General features: G+C 54.2%; 18 protein-coding genes. 9 read left to right on the forward strand and 9 right to left on the reverse strand.

What is annotated here, in order from left to right:
* Positions 1 to 395: 395 nt before the first annotated feature.
* From AWJ19_RS04510 to AWJ19_RS04535, 6 genes are all read left to right on the forward strand, one after another.
* Positions 396 to 1,745, forward strand: coding sequence for an extracellular solute-binding protein (locus AWJ19_RS04510; protein WP_068721883.1), 1,350 nt, complete (start codon positions 396 to 398; stop codon positions 1,743 to 1,745).
* Between the two features lie 124 nt (positions 1,746 to 1,869).
* Positions 1,870 to 2,763 carry a sugar ABC transporter permease gene (locus AWJ19_RS04515; protein WP_068721884.1) on the forward strand — a complete coding sequence of 298 codons (894 nt, stop codon included), beginning with the start codon at positions 1,870 to 1,872 and terminating at the stop codon, positions 2,761 to 2,763.
* A gap of 1 nt (position 2,764) precedes the next feature.
* Complete coding sequence (locus AWJ19_RS04520) at positions 2,765 to 3,598, forward strand: carbohydrate ABC transporter permease (protein ID WP_068721885.1); 834 nt, start codon at positions 2,765 to 2,767, stop codon at positions 3,596 to 3,598.
* Positions 3,599 to 3,623: 25 nt separating this feature from the next.
* Positions 3,624 to 5,459 (forward strand): sensor histidine kinase, encoded by a 1,836-nt coding sequence (locus tag AWJ19_RS04525; protein WP_068721886.1) that lies wholly within the window; start codon positions 3,624 to 3,626, stop codon positions 5,457 to 5,459.
* Between the two features lie 84 nt (positions 5,460 to 5,543).
* Positions 5,544 to 7,043: a response regulator gene (locus AWJ19_RS04530; RefSeq protein WP_068721887.1), complete on the forward strand. Its 1,500-nt coding sequence runs from the start codon at positions 5,544 to 5,546 to the stop codon at positions 7,041 to 7,043.
* A gap of 12 nt (positions 7,044 to 7,055) precedes the next feature.
* Entirely contained in the window at positions 7,056 to 7,781 is a 726-nt protein-coding gene (locus tag AWJ19_RS04535; RefSeq protein ID WP_068721888.1) for a fused MFS/spermidine synthase, read from the forward strand.
* A 552-nt stretch (positions 7,782 to 8,333) separates the two neighbouring features.
* Here AWJ19_RS04535 and AWJ19_RS36260 read toward each other — a convergent pair.
* From AWJ19_RS36260 to AWJ19_RS04555, 4 genes are all read right to left on the reverse strand, one after another.
* The gene (locus AWJ19_RS36260; protein WP_241781599.1) at positions 8,334 to 8,684 is read right to left on the reverse strand and encodes a hypothetical protein; all 351 of its coding nucleotides are present in this window, start codon (positions 8,682 to 8,684) and stop codon (positions 8,334 to 8,336) included.
* Positions 8,654 to 13,333 (reverse strand): DUF4132 domain-containing protein, encoded by a 4,680-nt coding sequence (locus AWJ19_RS04545; RefSeq protein ID WP_241781600.1) that lies wholly within the window; start codon positions 13,331 to 13,333, stop codon positions 8,654 to 8,656. The genes AWJ19_RS36260 and AWJ19_RS04545 overlap by 31 nt, the downstream gene beginning before the upstream one ends.
* 16 nt (positions 13,334 to 13,349) lie before the next feature.
* On the reverse strand, positions 13,350 to 13,769 hold the full coding sequence (locus AWJ19_RS04550) for a hypothetical protein (protein ID WP_068721911.1): 420 nt from the start codon (positions 13,767 to 13,769) through the stop codon (positions 13,350 to 13,352).
* Positions 13,770 to 13,877: 108 nt separating this feature from the next.
* Positions 13,878 to 14,489, reverse strand: a complete 612-nt coding sequence (locus tag AWJ19_RS04555) for a hypothetical protein (RefSeq protein ID WP_068721890.1) — start codon at positions 14,487 to 14,489, stop codon at positions 13,878 to 13,880.
* Positions 14,490 to 14,671: 182 nt separating this feature from the next.
* On the opposite strand from AWJ19_RS04555, the gene AWJ19_RS04560 reads away from it, so the two are divergent.
* Complete coding sequence (locus AWJ19_RS04560; RefSeq protein ID WP_068721891.1) at positions 14,672 to 15,424, forward strand: 3'-5' exonuclease; 753 nt, start codon at positions 14,672 to 14,674, stop codon at positions 15,422 to 15,424.
* A gap of 205 nt (positions 15,425 to 15,629) precedes the next feature.
* Positions 15,630 to 16,394 (forward strand): MerR family transcriptional regulator, encoded by a 765-nt coding sequence (locus tag AWJ19_RS04565; RefSeq protein ID WP_068721892.1) that lies wholly within the window; start codon positions 15,630 to 15,632, stop codon positions 16,392 to 16,394.
* A gap of 83 nt (positions 16,395 to 16,477) precedes the next feature.
* Here the strand turns inward: AWJ19_RS04565 and AWJ19_RS04570 are convergent, their stop codons facing one another.
* The 5 genes from AWJ19_RS04570 to AWJ19_RS04590 all read right to left on the reverse strand — a co-directional run bounded on the left by AWJ19_RS04570 (position 16,478) and on the right by AWJ19_RS04590 (position 20,461).
* Positions 16,478 to 17,065, reverse strand: a complete 588-nt coding sequence (locus AWJ19_RS04570; protein WP_068721893.1) for a PepSY domain-containing protein — start codon at positions 17,063 to 17,065, stop codon at positions 16,478 to 16,480.
* A gap of 117 nt (positions 17,066 to 17,182) precedes the next feature.
* A complete protein-coding gene (locus AWJ19_RS04575; protein ID WP_068721894.1) occupies positions 17,183 to 17,818 on the reverse strand; it encodes a PepSY domain-containing protein in 636 nt (211 codons plus the stop codon).
* Positions 17,815 to 19,179 carry a HAMP domain-containing sensor histidine kinase gene (locus AWJ19_RS04580; RefSeq protein ID WP_068721895.1) on the reverse strand — a complete coding sequence of 455 codons (1,365 nt, stop codon included), beginning with the start codon at positions 19,177 to 19,179 and terminating at the stop codon, positions 17,815 to 17,817. The genes AWJ19_RS04575 and AWJ19_RS04580 overlap by 4 nt, the downstream gene beginning before the upstream one ends.
* Positions 19,176 to 19,880 carry a response regulator transcription factor gene (locus tag AWJ19_RS04585; RefSeq protein WP_068721912.1) on the reverse strand — a complete coding sequence of 235 codons (705 nt, stop codon included), beginning with the start codon at positions 19,878 to 19,880 and terminating at the stop codon, positions 19,176 to 19,178. Before AWJ19_RS04585 ends, AWJ19_RS04580 begins: the two co-directional genes overlap by 4 nt.
* 158 nt (positions 19,881 to 20,038) lie before the next feature.
* Positions 20,039 to 20,461, reverse strand: coding sequence for a MerR family transcriptional regulator (locus AWJ19_RS04590; RefSeq protein WP_241781601.1), 423 nt, complete (start codon positions 20,459 to 20,461; stop codon positions 20,039 to 20,041).
* Between the two features lie 66 nt (positions 20,462 to 20,527).
* Between AWJ19_RS04590 and AWJ19_RS04595 the strand changes: the two genes are divergently transcribed.
* On the forward strand, positions 20,528 to 20,938 hold the full coding sequence (locus tag AWJ19_RS04595) for a carboxymuconolactone decarboxylase family protein (protein ID WP_068721896.1): 411 nt from the start codon (positions 20,528 to 20,530) through the stop codon (positions 20,936 to 20,938).
* Positions 20,939 to 20,977: the final 39 nt, after the last annotated feature.

Genomic DNA, 20,977 nt, shown 5'->3' on the forward strand with positions numbered 1-20,977 from the left:
TCCATTGATTTCACTTCGTACAAAACTCGCTTCGAAAGCATACGCTTAAGTTTTGTGAGCTTATGCCTCCTGATTCGCCTCGTACAAAACTCACTCCGGAAGCATAGGCTTAAGTTTTGTTAGCATATGCCCCTCTAAACTCACCCCGGAAGCATACGCTTAAGTTTTGTGAGCATACACTCTAATCTCGTTAATCAATAAATAAAGGCGTTTTCAGAACCTCGTACGATAACCATTGTATTTTGTTATTATATTGTTAGCAACAATCTAATTATAATCCCAGAAAGAAAACAAATAAAGACAATAAATAATAATTCAATACATTTCTTAGGCCGGAAAATCACGCTATAATATCCATGTAAACGCTAACAATAAAACGAAAAGGGGACAACGCAATGAGAAACAAGTTATTTTCGTTATCTTTTGTTATCATTATGGCTCTATCTCTATCCCTAACAGGCTGCGGTTCAAACAACAATAACAACAATGCCGCTACAGCTACAGACGAACCCGCAGCGACTGCTGCTCCTGCCGACACCGGCGGAAATGCAGCGGCAACCACTGAACCGGCAGCCCCAAGCGGCGCAGACATCAGCGGTAAAATCACCTTCCTCACCAACAGAACCGACATGATCGGCAAAGAGTATGACGAATATGTTAAGCGCTTTAATGAGAAGTATCCGAATATCAAGGTTGAATTTGAAGCCTCACAGACCGACTACAACCAGCAGGCAAAAGTCAGAATGGCCAGCGGCGAGCTTCCTGACGTCATGTTCATCCCGACCATCCCTAACTCGGACCTGCCGAAATATTTCGCACCGCTTGACGATCTCGGCCTGACCGACCAGATTACCTTTAAAGATTTCAAATCCTATGAAGGCCAGCTGTACGGTATCACCACCGGTAACTCCACTACAGGGATTGTCTACAATAAAAAAGCATTCGCCGATGCCGGCATCACCGAAATTCCCAAGACCTGGGATGAGTTCCTCGCTGCCTGCGAAAAGCTGAAAGCAGCCGGGGTTGTGCCGCTCGCTTCCAACTTTAAAGACAAATGGCCGCTGAACGACTGGGTATACTCCGTTCCCCGCATTATCGACGGCGACCCTAATTTCCCGAACGAAAAGCTGACCTCCGATACTCCTTTTACCATGGACAACGGCTACGGCAAATCGCTGAGCCTGCTTAGAGAACTGAATGAGAAGGGCTATCTGGAAAAAGACATCAACTCCACCAACTGGGAACAATCGAAGAAAGACATCGCATCCGGCAAATTCGCCATGTACTATCTGGGCAACTGGGTTATCAACCAAGTTATCGGCGCAGGCACAACTTCGGACAATGTAGGCTTCTTCCCGCTTCCTTATGACAACTCGGGCACGATCACTGCACCGCTGAGCCCTGACTTCTTCTATGCAGTAGCCAAGAACAGCAAAAATGTAGACGCTGCCAAAGCCTTCGTCAAATGGATGATCGAAGAATCCGGTTATGAGGATTTTGCCGGCTTCATCTCTCCGCTTAAGGGCAAAGAATCCAACCTGACGCAGCTGAAGGAATTCCAGGCTACCGGCGTAGTCCTGCAGGAAGGTACTGTAGATGACGCCAAGGTTACTGAAATCACTAACAAGGCACAGCTCGACCTGCCGGCTATGGCTCAGGAATTCGTTCTGGCCAAAGATCCGCAAACCGTCTTCGACAAATGGAATAAAGCATGGGCCAAAGCCAAAAAAGACCTCGGCTATTGATCCTGTAGACACGCTGCAGCTTAGCTACGCATAAACTTCGGCGCAAAATGGATTATGCCTTCTCTGGGTAATCCATTTTGTCGTCATACCCATGAAACGCTTTTACGGAAAGAAGGTTGAAGACATGTTCGGCACATTATCCTATAACAAACAAAAGATGATTATCATCATTTCCTTTCTGACCATTCCGCTGCTGCTTCTGGCAACGTTCACCTACTACCCTGCCCTTAAGCTGGTCTATTACAGCTTCACCAACTGGGACGGCTACAGCCCTGAGAAACCGTGGGTCGGCCTGGACAATTACCGTGAGGTGTTCGGCAATCCGGATATTTTCAAGGTGTTCACGCATAACTTTGCCTACTTTGTCATGGGGATTGTCCAGAATATCGTCGCCATCTACTTCGCTGTCGTACTGAGTAGCAAGCTGCGCGGCAAAAACGCCTTCCGCATCATGCTCTTCCTGCCTTATATTATGAACGGCGTCGCGGTGGCTTTTATGTTCGGCTATGTTTTTGATACGACCAACGGCTCCCTGAACCTGTTCCTGAACAGCATTGGACTGACCGGACTCGGCCAGACCAGCTGGCTTGGTACCGAAGGGCTGGTTAACTACTCGCTCGCTTCCACCGGCTTCTGGCGGTTTATGGGCTATAACATGGTTATCTACATCGCATCTTTGCAGGCTATTCCTAAGGACATTTATGAAGCGGCCAAAATAGACGGTGCGGGCTCTTTTCAGACACTATGGAGAATTACCCTGCCTAACATGAAGCCGGTCATCCAGCTTAATCTGTTCCTGACCGTTACGGGCGCACTCGAAGTATTCGATCTGCCGTTCGTTCTGACCAAAGGCGGCCCGGCCGGCGCCAGTGAGACTTATGTGCAGAAGGTCGTCGATACGGCATTTGCTTTTAATAACTACGGCCTGGCTTCGGCGATGAGCATCATCCTGCTCTTCTTTGTGGTCATTGTGCTGCTGGTGCAGCAGCTGGTGCTTAGCCGGGGAGGAGACAAATAATATGACCCACAGCAAATTCCGCACTGTTGACTTTCTCAAATACGTTTCGCTCCTGATCGGGGTGTTTGTCGTCCTTTTCCCGCCTTACGTAGTTATCGTCAATGCCTTCAAATCTACCGATGAATTCAACACCAGCAGTTCAATGGCTCTCCCGAAAAGCTTCCTGAACTTCGACAACTTTATCGCCGTGTTCCAGCGCGGGGGTCTGCTCAGCGGCTTCGGCAACGTGCTGGTCATCATCATAATTACATTGACCCTGAACATTCTGTTTGGCACAATGGTGGCATACGTGCTGGGCCGCTTCAATTTTAAACTGAAACCGCTTGTATTCGGAGCTTACCTGGTGGCCACCATCATTCCGAGCATCACTACCCAGGTCGCCACCTTCGGTATTATCAAAAGCCTAGGGCTTTACAACACGCTCGGCGCTCCCATTGTGCTCTACATTGGTGCCGATGTGATCCAGATCATTCTGTATCTGCAGTTTATCCGTAACATTCCGTTTGATCTCGACGAGAGTGCCATGGTGGAAGGGGCTTCCCTGTTCAAAATCTACCGTTCGATCATCTTCCCGCTCCTCACTCCGGCGACAGCAACGCTGGTGATTCTGAAGACGATCAGCATCTACAATGACATGTACATCCCTTACCTTTATATGCCCAAACAAAGCCTTGGCGTAGTGACCACGATCCTGATGCGGTTCCAGGGGGTCAACTCGGGCGAATGGAATCTGATCTGTGCGGCCATTCTGCTGATTTTGCTGCCGACGGTCATTCTGTACTTCTTCCTGCAGCGTTATATTTTTGAAGGAGTCACCAGCGGCGCGGTAAAATAGGGGTGTACGGAAAGGAACAACTTCAGTGGTTTCCTATATCCTGAGCATTCCCCGCAGACTCTGGCTGTTCCTGGCCAACCTGCCGATGGAGCGCAAGCTGATTGTCGTATTCGTCTTTGTGCTTTCTCTTCCGATCACCTATGTCAGCTACCTGTCCTCGCGCTCTACCTTCAATTCGGTGCTGCAGAGCTCCACGAAGAGTGCCGGGCAGATGGCGGGCAATGCCTCGGATACTATCGACAGATATATCGCCGACCTGAAAAGATACACCGCCTTGCCGCTATACAATACCGATGTGCAATTTTATCTGGAGCAGCAGAATGCCGACTGGGAAAAGAACACCAGCATGTCGATGTTCCTGAGCTATTTGATCCATACCAAAGAAGAAATGACTGCCGTATACCTGGTGGATAAATACGGTTATGTGTTCTATGACCGGGCTCCCGGAATTAACGAGCTGTTCCCGGCAGAACGGATGACACTGTGGCGTACCCTGACGGAAGAAGCCGGGGTAGCCCCCGTTGTGCAGGGCCGGCATACCATCCGGGTGAACTCCGGCGAGCACCGGGAGGTGTTCAGCGTGATGCGGACCGTCTCCTCGGTCAGCATGCTGAAGCCGATCGGGATGATTGTATTCGATATCGACATCAAGCTGTTCAAGGGCATCGCCGATCCGGTAAACGCGGTCACCCAGGGCAACACGATCATTGTTGATGAGCATGGCGGGCTGGTCTATGGCGGTATATCTGCTGATTCCGCAGGCACTGCCCATGCAGACAACCCGGACCGGGAGCAGCAGGATATCGCTCTGCTGCTGGAGAAGACTGGCGGGCCGGAAGGACATTTTCAGATCCGGCTGGAGGAGCAGGATTATCTGGCCGTATACACCGTATCGCAGAAAACCGGGTGGACGACGATGGTCACAATCCCGCTTGAACGTATCCTGACTCCGGTACAGAAAACCCGCAACACGCTGATTTTGACTACACTGGCGATTGTCGCCATTGCTCTGGTGGTAGCCACCTTTATTTCCCATGCGCTGACCAAACCGCTGAAATCGCTGGTCCGCCTGATGAAGCAGGTGCAGCATGGCAATCTGGATGTATGGCTCTCACCCAAATATAATGATGAGATCGGAATGATCGGCAGCCACTTTAACCGGATGATTATCCGGGTCAAGGATCTGATCCAGGAAGTGTCGCTGACGGAGAAACGCAAGCAGAAGGCCGATATGCGTGCCTTGCAGAATCAGATTAACCCGCATTTTATTTACAATACGCTGGAGTCCATCCGCATGCTGGCAGAGGGCAGCGACGACCCGCGTGTAGCGGAGCTGACCTATCTGCTCGGACTGCAGATGCGCTACGGCATCGTCCGCAGCGAGGAAATGGTGACGGTCCGCCATGAGCTGGATCATGTACGCAATTATCTCAACCTGCTGCATATCCGTTTTCCGGATAAGTTCAGGCTGCAGATGGATGTTCCGGAGGCGTTTCTGCCGCTTCCCCTGCTTAAGCTGGTGTTTCAGCCGGTAGTCGAAAATGCTGTATTCCACGGGCTGGAGGCAAAAGAAGGTCCGGGTACCATCCTTATTACCGCCTGGAGCGAGGATAGTAAAACGGTATTTTGCGTTGAGGATGACGGTGTCGGCATGGATGGAGACACGCTGCGGCTGTTGAACAGCAACCTGCTGGACAGCACCGACAGCGAAAAGTTTGGCATCGGGCTGCGCAATGTCAATGAGCGGCTGCGCCTGCATTACGGCAGCGCTTGCGGCCTGCAGGTCTTCAGCGAGCCGGGCCGCGGCACCCGTGTCATCATCCGGATTGACACTCTTGCGGATACACGCGATACGGAATGATACAATTTAAGCTGAATTGAAGTGAATACTGAAAGAAGCCTAAGCGATGGAGGGAAAAATATAGCCAGGAAGGGGGAAGCCGCAATGCTGCGTATAGTAATCGTAGATGACGAGGTTTTGATCCGTGAAGGCCTGGCCCGGATGATCAGTAAAGAGAGCAGTACCTTCTGTGTCGTTGGTACCTATGCGGACGGCAAGCAGCTTCTGGATGAGCTGCCCTCCCTGCAGGTGGATGCCGTCATTACCGACATCCGCATGCCGCAAATTGATGGCCTGGAGCTGATCAAACGGCTGAAAGCCGGCCATCCCCAGATCCGCACGCTGCTGATGAGCGGGTTCACGGAATTTAATTATGCCCGGGAGGCGATCCGCAGCTCAGCTGTGGATTACCTGCTGAAGCCGATTAACAAGGAGCAGCTCTTTGAGGTGCTCTATTCGCTTGAGCAGGAACGGAAGCAGCAGCAGGACAAAGACAACCGCCAGCGCGCCGGCCTGCTCCTCTCCCTGCTGCAAATCGAAGAGCCTGCGGCTGCGCTGATAGGCGGCATTCTCCTGCCCCTTCCCTATTTCACAGTCACTGTTGCGAAGGGCGGCCGCTTGGAAGGAGCCTGTGCTTATGCAGACCGCCTTCGTGAAGATCAGGGCATTGTGTCAGATCTGCTGGAGATTCATAGCGGGCTGCTGGCCTGGGTCCGCTATTCCCCGGAGCCGCTCACGCCTGCTGAGCGCCGGGAGCCGGCCAGCGAGATCGGAGCAGCCTGCCCGCAGCAGCGGCTGCACCTCGGGGTCAGCCGCTCTTATGACGATCCGGCCCGGCTGCGGACCGCCTATCTCGAAGCCAAGCTGGCCTGTGATGCAGGAATCTATAACCCGCAGCCGCTGCATTATGCTACTATTGAGGAGCTGAAGCCTGCCGGTCACATGGCCTCCGCAGATCCCTTTCTCCCGGTCCGGGGGCCGCTCATTCATGAGCTGCAGATTCTGAATATATCCGGGGTCCGGGAATGGATTCACCGGCTGTTCTGCGCCTTTGAGGATCAGCAGGCCTATCCGGAGCTTATCCTCCGCTGCCTGCAGCAGGTGGAGGAAACGGCACGCAATGAGCTGAAGGAATTTGAAGAAGCTCACCGGCAGCAGAGCCGCCCGAGGCTGGAGGAAAGTGTCAGAGCGTGCATGAGTCTTGGCGAGATTGAGGAAATGTTCACCTCCACATTATGTGCTGTGCTGGAGGATATCCGCACCCGCCGGCTGGAGCTGTCCGGGACGGCCGTTGAAACCGTAAAACGCTGGATCGCGGCCAACTATAAGCAGCACGTCGATCTGAACATGCTTGCCGGAATGGTATTTTTGACACCAAGCTATTTAAGCAAGCTGTTCAAGCAGGAGACGGGTCTGACACTGACCGACTATGTGATCGAAATCCGTATCCGGACGGCCAAGCAGCTGCTGAGGAATGCCCCGGATCTGAAGGTGCACGAAATCGGCACCGAGGTCGGCTATCCCGATCCCGCCTATTTCAACAAGCTGTTCAAAAAAACCGTCGGCGTTACGCCGAACGAATACAAACGAATTTCCCACGTGTAAGGAGTCCTTGATTTGCACCCACAGCATGACAATAATGAAATTCAGGTGTATGAAACAACTGAGCTATATGGTGAAAAAGGGCGCTTCCGCGTCCTCCAGTTCTCCGGCGATGCCATCCAAGGCGCGCTTGACCTGGAGCAGCCCAAACGGGTTGTGTTCGAATACCCGCGGGCGATGATCCACTTGATGGAATACAACAGGCCGCTGTTTCAGGATGTTTTCTTAATCGGGCACGGGATCGGCACGATTGCCGGTTATTTTGCGGAAAAGCGCTTCAAGGTAGCCGAGGTGAATCCGGAGGTTGTCCGTTACAGCCGCTCCCATTTCGGCTACACGCAGGACAATGTCCTGATCGGCGACGGCCGGAGTCTGCTTGAAGCGGAGCGGGACGGCCAGTATGATTACATTCTGCTGGATGCCTTTACTGCGTCCGGCACACCGCAGCATCTGATCTCTCATGAGTTTTTCCGGCTCACCCGCACCAAGCTCCACTCCGGCGGCTCCATCCTCTTGAACCTGATGGGCAAAAGCGAAAATGACCGGCTGATGGGCGCCATCCACACCACGCTCAGCGAACACTTTGCCTATGTTGAAGCCTTCGCCCTGCCGGCCGAAGGCGCTGCCGATGTCCGCAACATCCTGCTGATGGGCAGCGGCCAGCCGGTCCGCTACCAGGCCCGCCAGCTGGCCGGCTTCGTACCAGTCACCCTCGGCCAGGGGCATGTGATCTGGGATTGAGGAGCAGAGATTGATGCCGGTTCCGGTAGCTGGACGGGGCGCCTACTTTCGGCGGAATCAAAGGCACTTTTGCCTTTGATTTGCCCGTTCCGCCCTCCATCGGCGGAATCAGAGGCATTTTTGCTCTTGATTTGCTCATTCCGCTCACTTTCGGCGGAATCAAAGGCATTTTTGTCCTTGATTTGACCCTTCCGCTCACTTTCGGCGGAATCAGAGGCATTTTTGTCCTTGATTTGTCCATTCCGCCCACAATCGGCGGAACCAGAGGCGCTTTTGACTTTTACTTCGCTCATTCCACCACCGACTCCCCCATTACCGTCCCCCACTCCCGCCTTCGCCCACGCCGAAACCAAAAAAAAGACTCCCGGCCATCCGGGAGTCAGCTCCAAATCCATCCTCTACCTCTACCTTCTACTCCTACCTCTATCCCTAGCTTTACTTCTACCTCAATCCCTACCTCTATCTCATACTCCAAACCTGTAAGAGGTTTGGCCACCCGCCTTGTGCAGAGCACCGCGCACCGGAAGCACATACGGTGCGGAGAACCGTGCACTATCCCCGTAGCTGCGAGAGAATCGACGGATCCTTGATCTTCGTGTCTTCCGCCAGCAGCACTACCTTGGATAGAATCTCCGCGGTCCGCGGGTCCTCGTCCAGGAACGGCAGGAACAGCCTGCCACGGTGCTGGGAATGCACCGGAATAATATGCAGCGCGCCGCTAGCCTGCTTGTAGACTTGGCCGCTGCCGAGGTGCACGGCATATTCGCCCAGCTTGCCTTCGATCCGCGCATAGTTCCCGTCGAGGCGCACGTTATTAATCTTCAGGAGGCGCAGCGACTCATTGACAATCACCCGGCGCATCTCAACTGTGGTCAGGCTGGCCTCAGGATCCACTCCGCCCACGTGGCCACGCTGACGACCAAATCCACATCGCGCATCACCTCGGAGAAGATCAGCGGCGGCACCTGGTCCAGCGGAACGTTCTTATACGTCTTGCGGTCGAAGAACTCCACGCTTTCCAGCGCCGGCGCTTCTGTGTCCGCCGGCGAGAACCAGTCCGCCATGGCATACAGCCGCACAATCAGATTGGCTGCATAATAAACCTTCTGCAGCCCTTCCTCGTAACTGACCGTCCATTGCCGTTCACGGAGCAGCGCGACTGTCTTGCGCGGCTGCACCTGATGCCCGGCATAACGCTGAGAGACCGTCGCGCTGGCCAGCTCATCCGCATTCGGCAGGTACAGCTCGCGGAACACCTGCTTGAACGGCTGTCTGATCTGCCGGTCGAACAGGTCCTTTTGGTACTCGCTCCATTGCCCGCTTGTGTACAGGTCCAGCGGATGCGCAATGTATAGCTCCGCATCCGGAGCGATTACCGCCTCCTCACCTGAAGGAGCGGCAAGCGAACCCGCATCCGGCTTGAAATAGCCGAGCGCCGTACCGCTGCGCAGAACCAGCGTCCGCAGCAGCGGCGCCAGCACCGGGTTATGGCTGAGCGAGCGGATCTCCTGCAGCGTGAAGCTGCTGCCGGCTTCCATTGACCGCTCCAGCTCCACCCGGGCACGCCGGTACTGGCCGGTCAGCTCGTTGCGCGTTTCCTTAAGCGCTTCTACATACTCATGCTTCTTGAAGCGGGTTGGCACCGACTTCAGCTGCTTCCCTTTGCTGATGACTTCCAGCTCGCTTTGCCCCTGATCGTCGATGACCAGCCGGACCGAGGTGTCATCATCCAGCATATGCGGCTCGAAATAGGACCCCAGCTCGTCCAGCTTACGGGCTTCAACATCCCACATCAGGCGGGTGACATCGGCATACCCGGCTGTGCGTGCCAGATTGCCGAGGGCAATCCGGGCGGCCAGCCCTTCGCTGGCCCGGCGCTGTGCACCGAAGGCTTTGCTCTCGGCCAGGAAGCGCTGAATCAGCTCATACCGTTCACGGACATCCTGCTCCCGGTCCTTACCGAGCGGAATTAGGCTGTAGCTAAGCAGGTGATCCTTGTTCCGCTTCTCGATTACCGAAGCCTTCATCTCCGTAAGCTTCAGCTTGCCAAGCGCCGCATCGGCGAACAGCTGGGACCGGCGATGGTTGGAGCCGGCTGAGATATATTTGGCGCAATCATAGAGCAGCGCAAAGCGCTTTTCCCCCAGTGTGTTATAAGCCGACAGGAACCAGTTCCCGTCAAAAGCCCCGTCATTGAAATCCTGCGGTGTAATAGGCGAGTAGTGGGCGACCACCGTTTCTTTTTCTGCCGAGAAGCTCTCATTAATGTGGGCATGGAAGTACCAGGCGGCGCTCCGTAATCCTTCCCAGCCAAGATGCTCAGCTACGAGCTCAAGCCACTGCGGAGCATACATCGCCGCTTCGAGCAGTCGTTTTTCCGAGATGCCGCTTTCTTTCACCATCTTCCCTAGCATAGCTGCATCTTCGCCTTCACGCGGGTGGCAGTTTTTCAGCAAATGGCTGAACGTCTCCTTCTTGGTGATACTCCGCCCGTAGCCATAGATATAGCCGCGGACAAAGGTCTCTTTGTCGAGGCCGTCCAGAATCCGGATGAAATAATTCAACCCTTCAATATGCTGCAGTCCCATTACGAGCGGAGTTACCTCTGTCGGCAGATCACCTCGGGCCAGCTCAATTTCCATCAGGCGGTCAATCAGCCGGCTGCGGAGCGCAGTAATTTTGGCACTATCCTCGATCCAGGCCAAATGCCGGTGGGGAGACGTCAGATTCTGCATATGCTGCAGATTACTCTGGCCGGTAAGCAGCTCCTTGTAGAGCTCATTCTCACCGATCCAATCCGCTTCAAAGGCCCGCAGATAATCATCAAGCGACAGCTTGCCGTTCCACCAGTTCTGCGCCGGCGGCGTCATCTTGTCAAAGGTATACAGCGTGCGGAACATTTCCTTGTAATCCTCCTGATCCGCCACCCTGCCCCTGATCATCAGCAGCCAAGGCTCAGCAAGCACATTCAGCATCGGGGCTTCGCTTGCCATTCTTTCCTCCGGCATCGCTGCCAGCAGCGCATTCAGCGCCCGGTCTACTATCCTGAAGCCCTCTTTCTTGGCACTGTCGGCATAAAAAGCGCGGATCAGCGTATCCACATGCTGGCCGTACTTCAGCTTATCCAGCAGCCGGTCCACTTCACGGATGTGCTGCAGCGGATAGACGGAAGCGGCAAATTCGCCCCTCCAGCCTTCCAGCAGCTTATGCTTTCTTAACTCGTTGTAATCCATGTCGCTGCTGTAAAATCCGTGGTAATCATTCAGCGTCTTATTCAGATCCTCAAGCTGCAGATAGAAGTGAAGCTCAAGCAGGCGTTCAGCATCCCAGCCCTGCCCCTGTAAATAAGCAGACCAGACCTCATGCAGCGGATACTGCTCCAGCTGAGAAGCATTCTCCTTATCCTCCTGATCCCACAGGCTGTTCCATTTCAGCGGCCTCAGCACGGTTCCAAGCAGCAGGGTTTCTTTCCGGTCCGAATAATCCTCATGCTCATATTCCGTGTCCCTATGCTCATGAATCAGCTGATCCAGCCCCTGCAGGAACCCTTTAATGTCCTCCAGGCTGCTGTTAAACACCTCATCCCACTTAAAATCACCCGGCTGCGGCCCCTGAGTCAGCCATTCCTCCGTCCCGGCAGGATCAAACAAGCCAAATCCGTTGGCTGCCGCATATTCATTCCGGCGCTCCAGCTTGGCCAGCAGCTCCCGTTCCTTGGCAGAGGGGCTGTCCATGGCCTCAATCAGCGGCTTCACCTGCCGGGCAAGGGCACTCCGCTGCTCATCCTCGAAGAGCACGGTGGCCATCTCCAGACCGGCCAGCCGCTGCAGGCTGTTCTTCTCCTGCAGCAGCCGGGTAACGGATTCCTGCAGGGAGGCATCCGGCTGGCTGAGCAGCAGCAGCGTTACGCTCTGGCGCAGCGAGCCGGTCTTCAGCTTCAGCAGGGCTTCAGCCTGCAGCAGTTCCTGCGGAGTGAGCGTAAGCTCCATCGCTTCGTTCAGCGCCAGCTCCCGGTTCTTCATGCTCTTGTCGGAGAGGCTTGCGAACAGGAACTCCCGCTGGACTTCACTTAACGGATGATCCATGAAGCAGGACAGCAGTTCGCCGCGCAGATCGCTGCTTAACTGATCCTTCAGCTCAATCAGCCCGTCAATCCATTCCTTGTCCATATCATAGGCAATAAGATACAGCATTTTATAGACAGGCAATCCCGTGGTGTAGTTGACCTGAACGAAATCCAGCACCTTGGACGGCCCTGCTATTTCGCGGCGGGACGGGTTCAGGACTATCGCCTTAAGCTGGTCAAAATCCTTCCGGCGCTCCTCCTTGCCCTCCAGCTGCGGACTGCAGATCAGACTGATTTTGGGCTCGTCCTTTTCCGGTCTCCACAGGCGGTTATAGCCGTAGCAGTAATTCAGCAGAACCCAGTACTGCAGCTCGTTATCCTGCTCATGCAGATGTTCTCTTGCCAGCCGCAGCCGCAGCTCGGTCTCCTGGCTGTTCGCGAGCAGATATTGGGCAATAATCTTCTGGTACACCTGACCTGTGGCCATTAAAATTTTTATCTTTTCGTACAGCTCAGCTTCCTCATGCACCGCCGTTGCCCACAGGCTGATATACACCCGGTTCGCGTTAGCATCTGTAAGCCACTGCTCCCGCAGCCCTTCATCCTGCAGTGCCTGATAAGCATCCTCAATCAAACCTTTGGCCACCCGCTGGTTCTGTGCTTCAAGCCCCATACCCGTCCAGACGCCAAGCCCCCGCACTACAGAGCTGTAGCGGATAAAGTCATTTTCAATAATGATCTGCAGCATGTACAGATTGTTGTCCAGCGTCCCTTCATCCATCTGTTCCACCAGAGACTGGCGCAGGCCTTCCTGCAGACGTGCGGCAATCAGCAGCTCACCCATCATGGCCACAGCCTCCTGCCGGTGGCTCATGAATACGCCTTTGATAATCTCGTAGCTCAGCAGAGCCCCTTGATTATCGCCGTAGACGATTGTCCGGATCTGCTCCAGCATATCGCCGTCCGGGCGGTCCAGCTCATAAGCGATGATGTCGCTGAGCACAAGAGAAATCCGGTGCCGCCGGCTGTAGTCCGCTCCCAGAACCTCAACATTCTGAAGGTATGAGCTGAGCGGCAGCCCTTCCCGGTCCATCAGAATCAGTGAGCCCATTTTACTGAGAACCGTCAATACATGCAGCTCGGGATTTCCCGACCGGAATGGTCTGCGGGCATAACCTTCGCTGTACGGATATTCCGTACAGTGTTCTGCAATATACTGCATAACCTCCGCCGTATACGGGCTGAATAATTGCCGGACCGTGGCAACAAGCGGCCCGAATAAAGACTGCTGCGCTTTACCGGCAAGCTTTTTCAGCACATCTATACATTCCCGGCACTCCTCTTCTTCCCCGCCTATGTATTGTATTCTGCTTATACTGATAATGAGGGAAGCCAGCCCGGATAACTCCGCATCCAGTTTCTCCGCCTTCGCCTGTTTCTCGGCATACCACTGCTTCTCCCGCTCTTCCGCATTCAACAATCCCATTCCTCCGCCTCCTCTTTTACCATAGACTTCCCGCCAGCATCGTGAACCGGATGAATACAAGCTCATCCCCTTCATTCAGCACCAAAGGCTCCTGCAGCCGTTCACAGGCTTCCTCACGCAAAAACACTTTATACAGCCCGTCCTCAAACGCCAGCAGCGCAGCCTCCACCGCTGCCCCGGGCTCAGGGGGATTGTCGTTATAGACTGTCCCGAAGCCGATTTTACCGCTGACCCGCTGATTGTTAATGGCATCCCCCGTCAAAAAAGGAATCAGCTCGCCCCGCCCCTGCTTATCCGTAAGCTCCTTCACCTGCAGAGCCACAACGGCAGTAATCAGCTCCTCCAGATTGCCCGGGGTCTCTTCAAGGACCAATTCACGGCGTCCAAGCACCGGCTTGCGTTTTCCTGCGCTTTTCACAGTGACATACAGCAGCATATGCATTCCTCCCCTGTTCGTAAGCAGACGCTCAGCTAAACCAATAAACAGAGCATCTTCATTCATTACCCAAATTTCACCAGCAGCACCCTGACCCAGAGCTGTTCATTAACCAAAATAACGCTCCATTCGCTCAAAATTTTCCTGCAAAGACGTACTTCCGTCAACCTCCATAAGAGGCAGCTTTAGCCGGGCGGCATCCTGCTTCACTTTTTCCGAGAATAAAGCATCCCGCTTCATCCAATTACGGAACGCCTGTTCCGGTTTATCGGTCTTCTGCAGAATACCCTGAATCCATGTCCGCTTGCTATAGTGCTCCAGTTGGAATTGTTCCGCCGGTATGACCCATAGGGCCCGGTCTGTCTGCCTAAGCAGAGGCGCAACAAGGGCAGGCAGCAGCTGATTCCCCTCAACTACAACGGCTTCTTCTCCCATACAGGCCAGATCGTCCAGCACAAAAGGAAAGTCCTCCTGAAAGCATTCAATATAGGTTTCCAGCTGATCCTGTACGTCCCTCGTCAAAAAAACCTCGTTCATCGTCAGACCGCTGACTCTGCTCAGCGCCGGCTGCCGCTCCGCCGTAATCCGCTGCAGATGCTGATCAAAATGCTCATCACAGGCATACAGCTGCAATCCGTACTTATCCGCATACATCCCCGCAAGCGTACTTTTGCCCGCACAAGCTGAGCCGCCGATCCAATATATAGAGCTTGGAAGCATCTCGCTATCCCCTTTCCGTTTCATTCTTCTGTTCTACATTTCTTTTATCCGGCTGTACACTCCTGCTGCACGGCGGGGATTCCACGCGGTTCTCCCTTTTATCTGCATTTTTTGCTAAAATAGAAAGGTCGGCGCATTCTTTTCCTTACAAGCGCCAGTCAATGAAAACGGAGGCATTACCTGTGGATTATATTATTCTGGACATCGAATTCAACGGCCGTAAATTTGCCAGCGAGCATCCTATGGAGGTCATTGAGATTGGAGCTGTCCGGTTAGACGCTTCACTGCAGTTTAAGGATGAGTTCACAGCCTTAATCAAGCCTATATATTTCTCTACCCTCAATTCCTTCATTAAGAAAAAAACCGGCATCCCGCAAGAGGACATTGACGTTGCCGCCCGGTTCCCCAAAGTCATCACCGCTTTCCGGAGCTGGCTTGATCTGAGCCCTGACGGCGTGCTGCTGCTGACCTGGGGCGGCGAGGACATGAAGCGGATTATCCAGGACGTGCGTATGCACAAAATGGACGAGTCCTACTGGATGGAGGCCACTTATTTCGATCTGCTCAAAGGGCTGCTGCGCGCCCGCGGACTTACGAACGACATCAGCGTGGAAGGCGCGATGGCGCTGCTCGGGCTTGAGCCTTCCGGCTCTGCCCACCGGGCGCTTGACGATGCGCGGATGACGGCGGAAATTTTCCGTGCGGTATTTGAAGAGCTGGACTTCTCACGGTCCCAGCATTTTGTGGATACCTTCTCCAACGCCAGAGAACGCAAAACAGTCAAAATCGCCATCAAAGCGATGACCGCCCAAAAAATCGTACCAACCTGGGAGCTGGTAGCAGAGCATTACTTCAAGAGCGAGGGTGCTTTGGCCGATCCGCGGAAGGTCGCGGAGCTGCAGGCGTATTTTACGGCCCAGCTCGGCAAAAAATAATAAGGTCATCTGCGGCTGCGGCAATTTTCCACAAAGACTTCCTGTGGGAGGTTGCCGCTTTTTGTATGACTGTTTTGCTCTCCGGATACGCTAAAATTAGCGTTTGACATTGCCGTTACGTCAAGGTGTACAGTTGGTTTTGTAAGCAGGAGCTTACAGACGTAATGCACGAACATCCGGTGAATGAACTAAGGAGGTGGCGTACATGGAATATACCGTGCAGAAGCTGGGAGCGCTGGCGGGCATCAGTCCGCGGACATTGCGATATTACGATGAGTTTGGTCTTCTCAAGCCGGCGAGAATCAATTCCTCGGGATACCGCATTTATGGCCAGGCGGAGGTCAATCTGCTGCAGCAGATTCTTTTTTACCGCGAGCTTGGCCTTACACTGGAGGCAATCCGGGACATCGTGACCTCCCCGTCCTTTGACGGCACCCGGGCACTGCGGGAACACCATGAGCAGCTGCTTCAGCGCCGAAAACAGCTGGATGAGCTGATCGCAAACGTCGAGCAGACACTGGCACAGTCCGAAGGGAGAATAACCATGAGCAATGAAGAGAAATTTGCAGGCTTTAAGCAGAAGCTGATTGAGGATAATGAGCAGAAATACGGGCAGGAGATCCGCGAGAAATACGGCGAGGAGACCGTGGAGAAGTCAAACCGCAAGCTGAGAAATATGACGGAAGAGCAGTATGCCGCCTGCCAGCAGCTGGAGGAGGACATCTTTGCCGCTCTCGAGCAGGCGATGGAGGAAGGCGATTCAGCAAGTGAGCTGGCGCAAAAGGCTGCCGATCTGCACCGCCAGTGGCTCGGCTTCTCCTGGGATACCTATACCAAGGAAGCCCACGCCGGATTAGCGCAAATGTATGTGGATGATGAGCGCTTCACCGCTTATTACGACAAGCGCCGTCCCGGTATTGCCGCCTTCCTGCGGGATGCAGTGCATGTCTATACGGGAGTGAAGCAGTAGGATTGCTGCAGAGCAGACGCAGCCAAGTTATATAAAGCATATGAAAAAGGCAGCCGGTTTCCGGCTGCCTCTCTTTTGCTGATTTAATCATCATAACCATCGTTATCGTCGTCGTCATCGGAATCTACATCCGTGTACAGCACCTTGCCTGTATAGGCATCAACGCCGACTTCTGTCGAGGTCCGTCCGTTTCTGATCTCCACCTCATAGACAGCCGTTTCGTCATCCCGGTCAAGGTCTACATCCGTGACCTTTCCCGCAACTTTGGCTGTTGCCGCTTCTGCCGCCTTGGCTGCAGTGATCAGCGCTGCACCAGATGCAGTGGATGTATAATGATCATCGTCGTCATCGTTGCCGGTTTCTTTTCGCACACTCAGTACTTTACCGGTATAAGCATCGACGCGGACATCTATCTCCTGGTTTTTCTGCTGAATATCGATGTCGTAATAAGTACCGCTCAGCTTCTTTTCCAGATCAATGCTCTCCACCTGACCCGGCGCCTCCTTCAGGGCAATCTCTTCCGCTTTGGCCACACCGATCAGCGCTTTGCTCTGAGTCGGCTGTACCGCTGATGCCGCTTCTGCTGTTCCGCTCCGGATTTCAATGATGCCGTAAGCACCCCCGAGAATAATCGCCGCTGCTGCTACACTGCTGAGTAATTGTTTCTTCATCTTTTTTATGCCTCCTGGTTTTAATCTGGCCTGCTCATGTATTTAATATAAGGCTTCAACATGAGAGGACAGCGGCAGCAAGATTAGAAATCGATGAGAAAGCACTTCATTTCTTACTCATTCATTATCATCATCCGGCTCTTCCCAGGTAACAGAACGGATATTTCCCGATATCGCATCAACCTGAACTACCGCCTCACGGTCATCAGGAGTTTTAATCTCCACCAGGTAAAAGGCCCCGGCTTCATTGATTCCGGTATCCACATCATCTGCCTCCCCCGGCACCTCCTGCAGGGCCAGCTTTACAGCCTCGGATTCGGACACTACCCGCTGCGGCGGGGATGGTGAGGGCGCGGGAGGAGTTGCTGAAGCTGCTCCTGCCGGCGGTGTTGCTGAGACCACGGGAGCTCCTGAAGCACCGGGAGTTGGCTGGACTTGCGGCGTAGGTGCAGGCGTAGGAACCGCCTGCAGCAGCACTATGGAGATGATCTCACCGGTAGCACCGTCCAGCTTAACCTCGTACAGTCCCTGAGCAGTCTGCAGCTTGGCTGCGTAATTGCCGGCTTGCTCGCCTAGCTGCTGGATCGTTCCAGGGTACTCTTCCAGCAATGCCTGCTCTGCCGCTTCCCTGCTGAGCAGCGGGCCTGTTTCTTTCCGGAAAAACCATAGGCAGGCTATTGCCAGCAGGAGGACGGCAGCGGCAATCAGTATTGTTTTGTATTGAATGTTCAGGTTTATTCGCGGTCTGCTCATGTTCTTCCCCTGCTCTCAGCGGCAATCCGGATGGTGACCGAGGTTCCCCGGCCGGGAGCACTATCCATGGACAGCTCCGCACCGATTGCCCCGGCTATCTCGGCAGCGAGCGACAGGCCCAGGCCTGCCCCGCCGCCCTGCCGGCTTCTTGCCGTATCCACCCGGTAAAAACGGTCAAAAATTTTGGGCAGCTCGTCCGGAGAGATTCCGATTCCCCGGTCGGTAATGACGATAATGCTCTCCCGGCCGGCAGCCTCAAGACTAATGGTGATGGCTTCATCACTGTATTTACGGGCATTATCCAGAAAAATAAACAGCAGCTGCCGCAGCTTGGCTTCATCGGTGTATCCCTTGACTGTCCCCTGCGAGCGGACAAGAACATCCCTTCCATACGCTTTGTAAAAAGCCTTGGCCGAAGCACGGGCCAGCTCCCCCAGATCCATAAGCTTCATGGAGAGTACCCACTGCTCCTGATGCTTCGCCAGCAGCAGCAGCTGCTCTGTCAGCTCCTTCATCCGGACTGCCTCGGAATGGATCGCCTCGACCGATTCATTGAACAGCTCAGGGTGATCCAGTCCTCTGCGCTTCAGCAGACTCGCATAGCTCTCTATAACGGTAAGCGGTGTTCGCAGCTCATGAGAGGCGTCAGACACAAACTTCTCCTGCTTGAGATAATTGCTCTCCAGGAGGGCTATCATCCCATTGAAGGTATGTCCCATCTCCACCAGTTCATCCTTGGCATCATCCTGCAGCGTCAGCCGCCGGAATTTCCCGCTGTCCTTGATCTCCCGCATCGTGGCGGTCATCTGGACAATCGGCCGCATAATCAGCCCGGACAGCAGCCGGCTGGAGACCAGCAGCGGAATCAGCGCAAACGCTGTTGCTCCGGCAAGCACAATCCGCAGCACCCCGAGCGTACTCACCGTGCTCTCCAGACTTTTCGTCATCTGCACATTCAATACCGCCCCGTCGCTCCAGATGACCGGAACGGATACAAAGGCATAGGAACGCCCGTCCAAGCTAAGCATACGGGTCTGCCTCTCCTGATGGTATTCCGGCTTCAGCCGGCTAAGCTCCTGTTCCGAAGCCGAGGTTACAGGAGCAGGTCCGCCCCCATCCCCGGCCAGCAGCCGGAGCATTCCCTCAACCGGGACATAAGCGCGGAGAAGCTCGGCCGCAGGCACCTCCCCGGCGGCCCTGCGCATATCGGCGGCGATTTTGGCTGTCTCTGCCCCGGCCTGATCCAGCTCATTCCCGGTCAGCAGCCGGCTGAACACCGCATAGATGAACAGATTAATAATGATCAGAAGCACGGCGAACAGCACGCTGGAATAGAGGTAGATTTTGCTGCGCAGCTTCATGGGGCATCCTTCAGCACATAACCGATGCCCCGTACCGTATGGATAAGCTCGCTCTCGTTATCCAGGGCAATCTTTTTACGGACATAGCGGATATAGACATCCACCACATTGGTGTCCCCGTAATAATCATAGCCCCAGACGGCGGACATGATCTGCTCCCTGTTCAGTACCTGGCGTTTGTTCTTCAGCAGGTATACGAGCAGGTCGAACTCCCGCGGGGTCAGCTCAATGCTCCGGCCTGCGCGGATCACCTCACGGGTGGCCTCGTTCAGCTCCAGATCCTCTGCCCGCAGCCAGGAGTCCGGCTTCCTGTCTGATTCCGCTGTCCTGCGGCTCGCCGCCAGTCTGAATGCAGCCCGTACACGCGCCAGCACCTCCTCGATCTCGAAGGGCTTCGTAATATAATCGTTTGCGCCCAGGTCAAGCCCGGAGACCTTATCTTCGACCGAGCTTTTGGCGGTCAGCAGCAGAACAGGAGTGTGGGCATCACTGGCGCGGATGCGCCGCAGCAGCTCAATTCCGCTGAAGCCGGGCAGCATCACATCCAGAAGCAAGAGCCCGGGCTGCTGCTCCTGGTACATTTCAAGCCCGCCGGGGCCGCTGCCGGCGATGGATACCTGATACCCCTCGCATTCCAGCTCAATCTGCAGCAGGCGGGCGATTTTCTCCTCATCCTCAACCACCAGAATGGATTCCGTCATGGGCATTCCTGCCTCCTTTTCCAGCGTAAGCCGTAAGCTGTTGGTATATGTCTGCTTCATACGAATGCCTCCATTGTAGGCCATATGAGGCTGCAGTTTCAAATTCCTTTGCATCCTGTGCACATACTAAATGAGCGGCAGCGTATATTCGCTGCCGCTCATTGCAGAACCGATCCGATGTCTTCCTCCATCTCTTTGTAGTACTTAATTTTGCCGGCAATCTTCTCCAGATTCTCACTGAGCTTACGCATCTGCTGCTCAACCCTGAGTTGGTGGGCTTCCAGCATAAGCCTGCGCTCATGCACAGTAGAAGGTCCTTGGCTGCGCAGACTGGAATAGCGCTTCATCTCGCGGATTGGAATATCCAGCTCCCGCAGGATCACCAGAAACTTCACCCATGACACATCTGCCTCTGAGTAAAGACGGTATCCCTGTTCACTCCGCGCCACGCCCTCCAGCATTCCTTCTTTCTCGTAATAACGCAACGTATGTGCGGAGAGTCCCGTTAGGCGGGACATTTCCTGAATCGTAAGCAGCTTGTCCATGGCTAATATTTTATCACAACAAATAAACAGTTGCATTAGAGCGCGCTCTAAACGGTACTCTTGGATCAGGAACAATAATTCACTCAAGTGGAGGGTTAACTTATGACTGCAGAACGTTACGAACGCGGGTGGGAGAAGCTGATGGAGGTGGATGGCACCGGGGGAGCCAAAGTCATTGAATCGCTGAAAGATATCTCTCCCGATCTGGGGCAATTTGTTATCGAGTTTGCTTTTGGCGATATTTACACCCGCGACGCGCTGGATCTGCGGCAGCGCCAGCTTATCACTATCTCCTCACTCACCACACTGGGCGGCTGCGAGCCACAGCTTAACGTTCACATCAATGCCGCGCTTAATGTAGGACTCACTCCAAAGCAAATCGTGGAAGCCATCCTGCACTGTGCGCCCTATACCGGATTTCCGCGTGTGCTGAATGCAACCTTTGTGGCTAGAGACGTCTTCCATTCACGGGGAATTACGGTGCAGGATCAGCAAAAAGACAGCTCCAACTGACGGAGCTGTCTGTACTCTACTGATTTTATCAATGCCAGC

Origin of the sequence: Paenibacillus sp. DMB5, assembly GCF_001517085.1 — a bacterium.
Taxonomy (GTDB): Bacteria; Bacillota; Bacilli; order Paenibacillales; family Paenibacillaceae; genus Paenibacillus_AQ.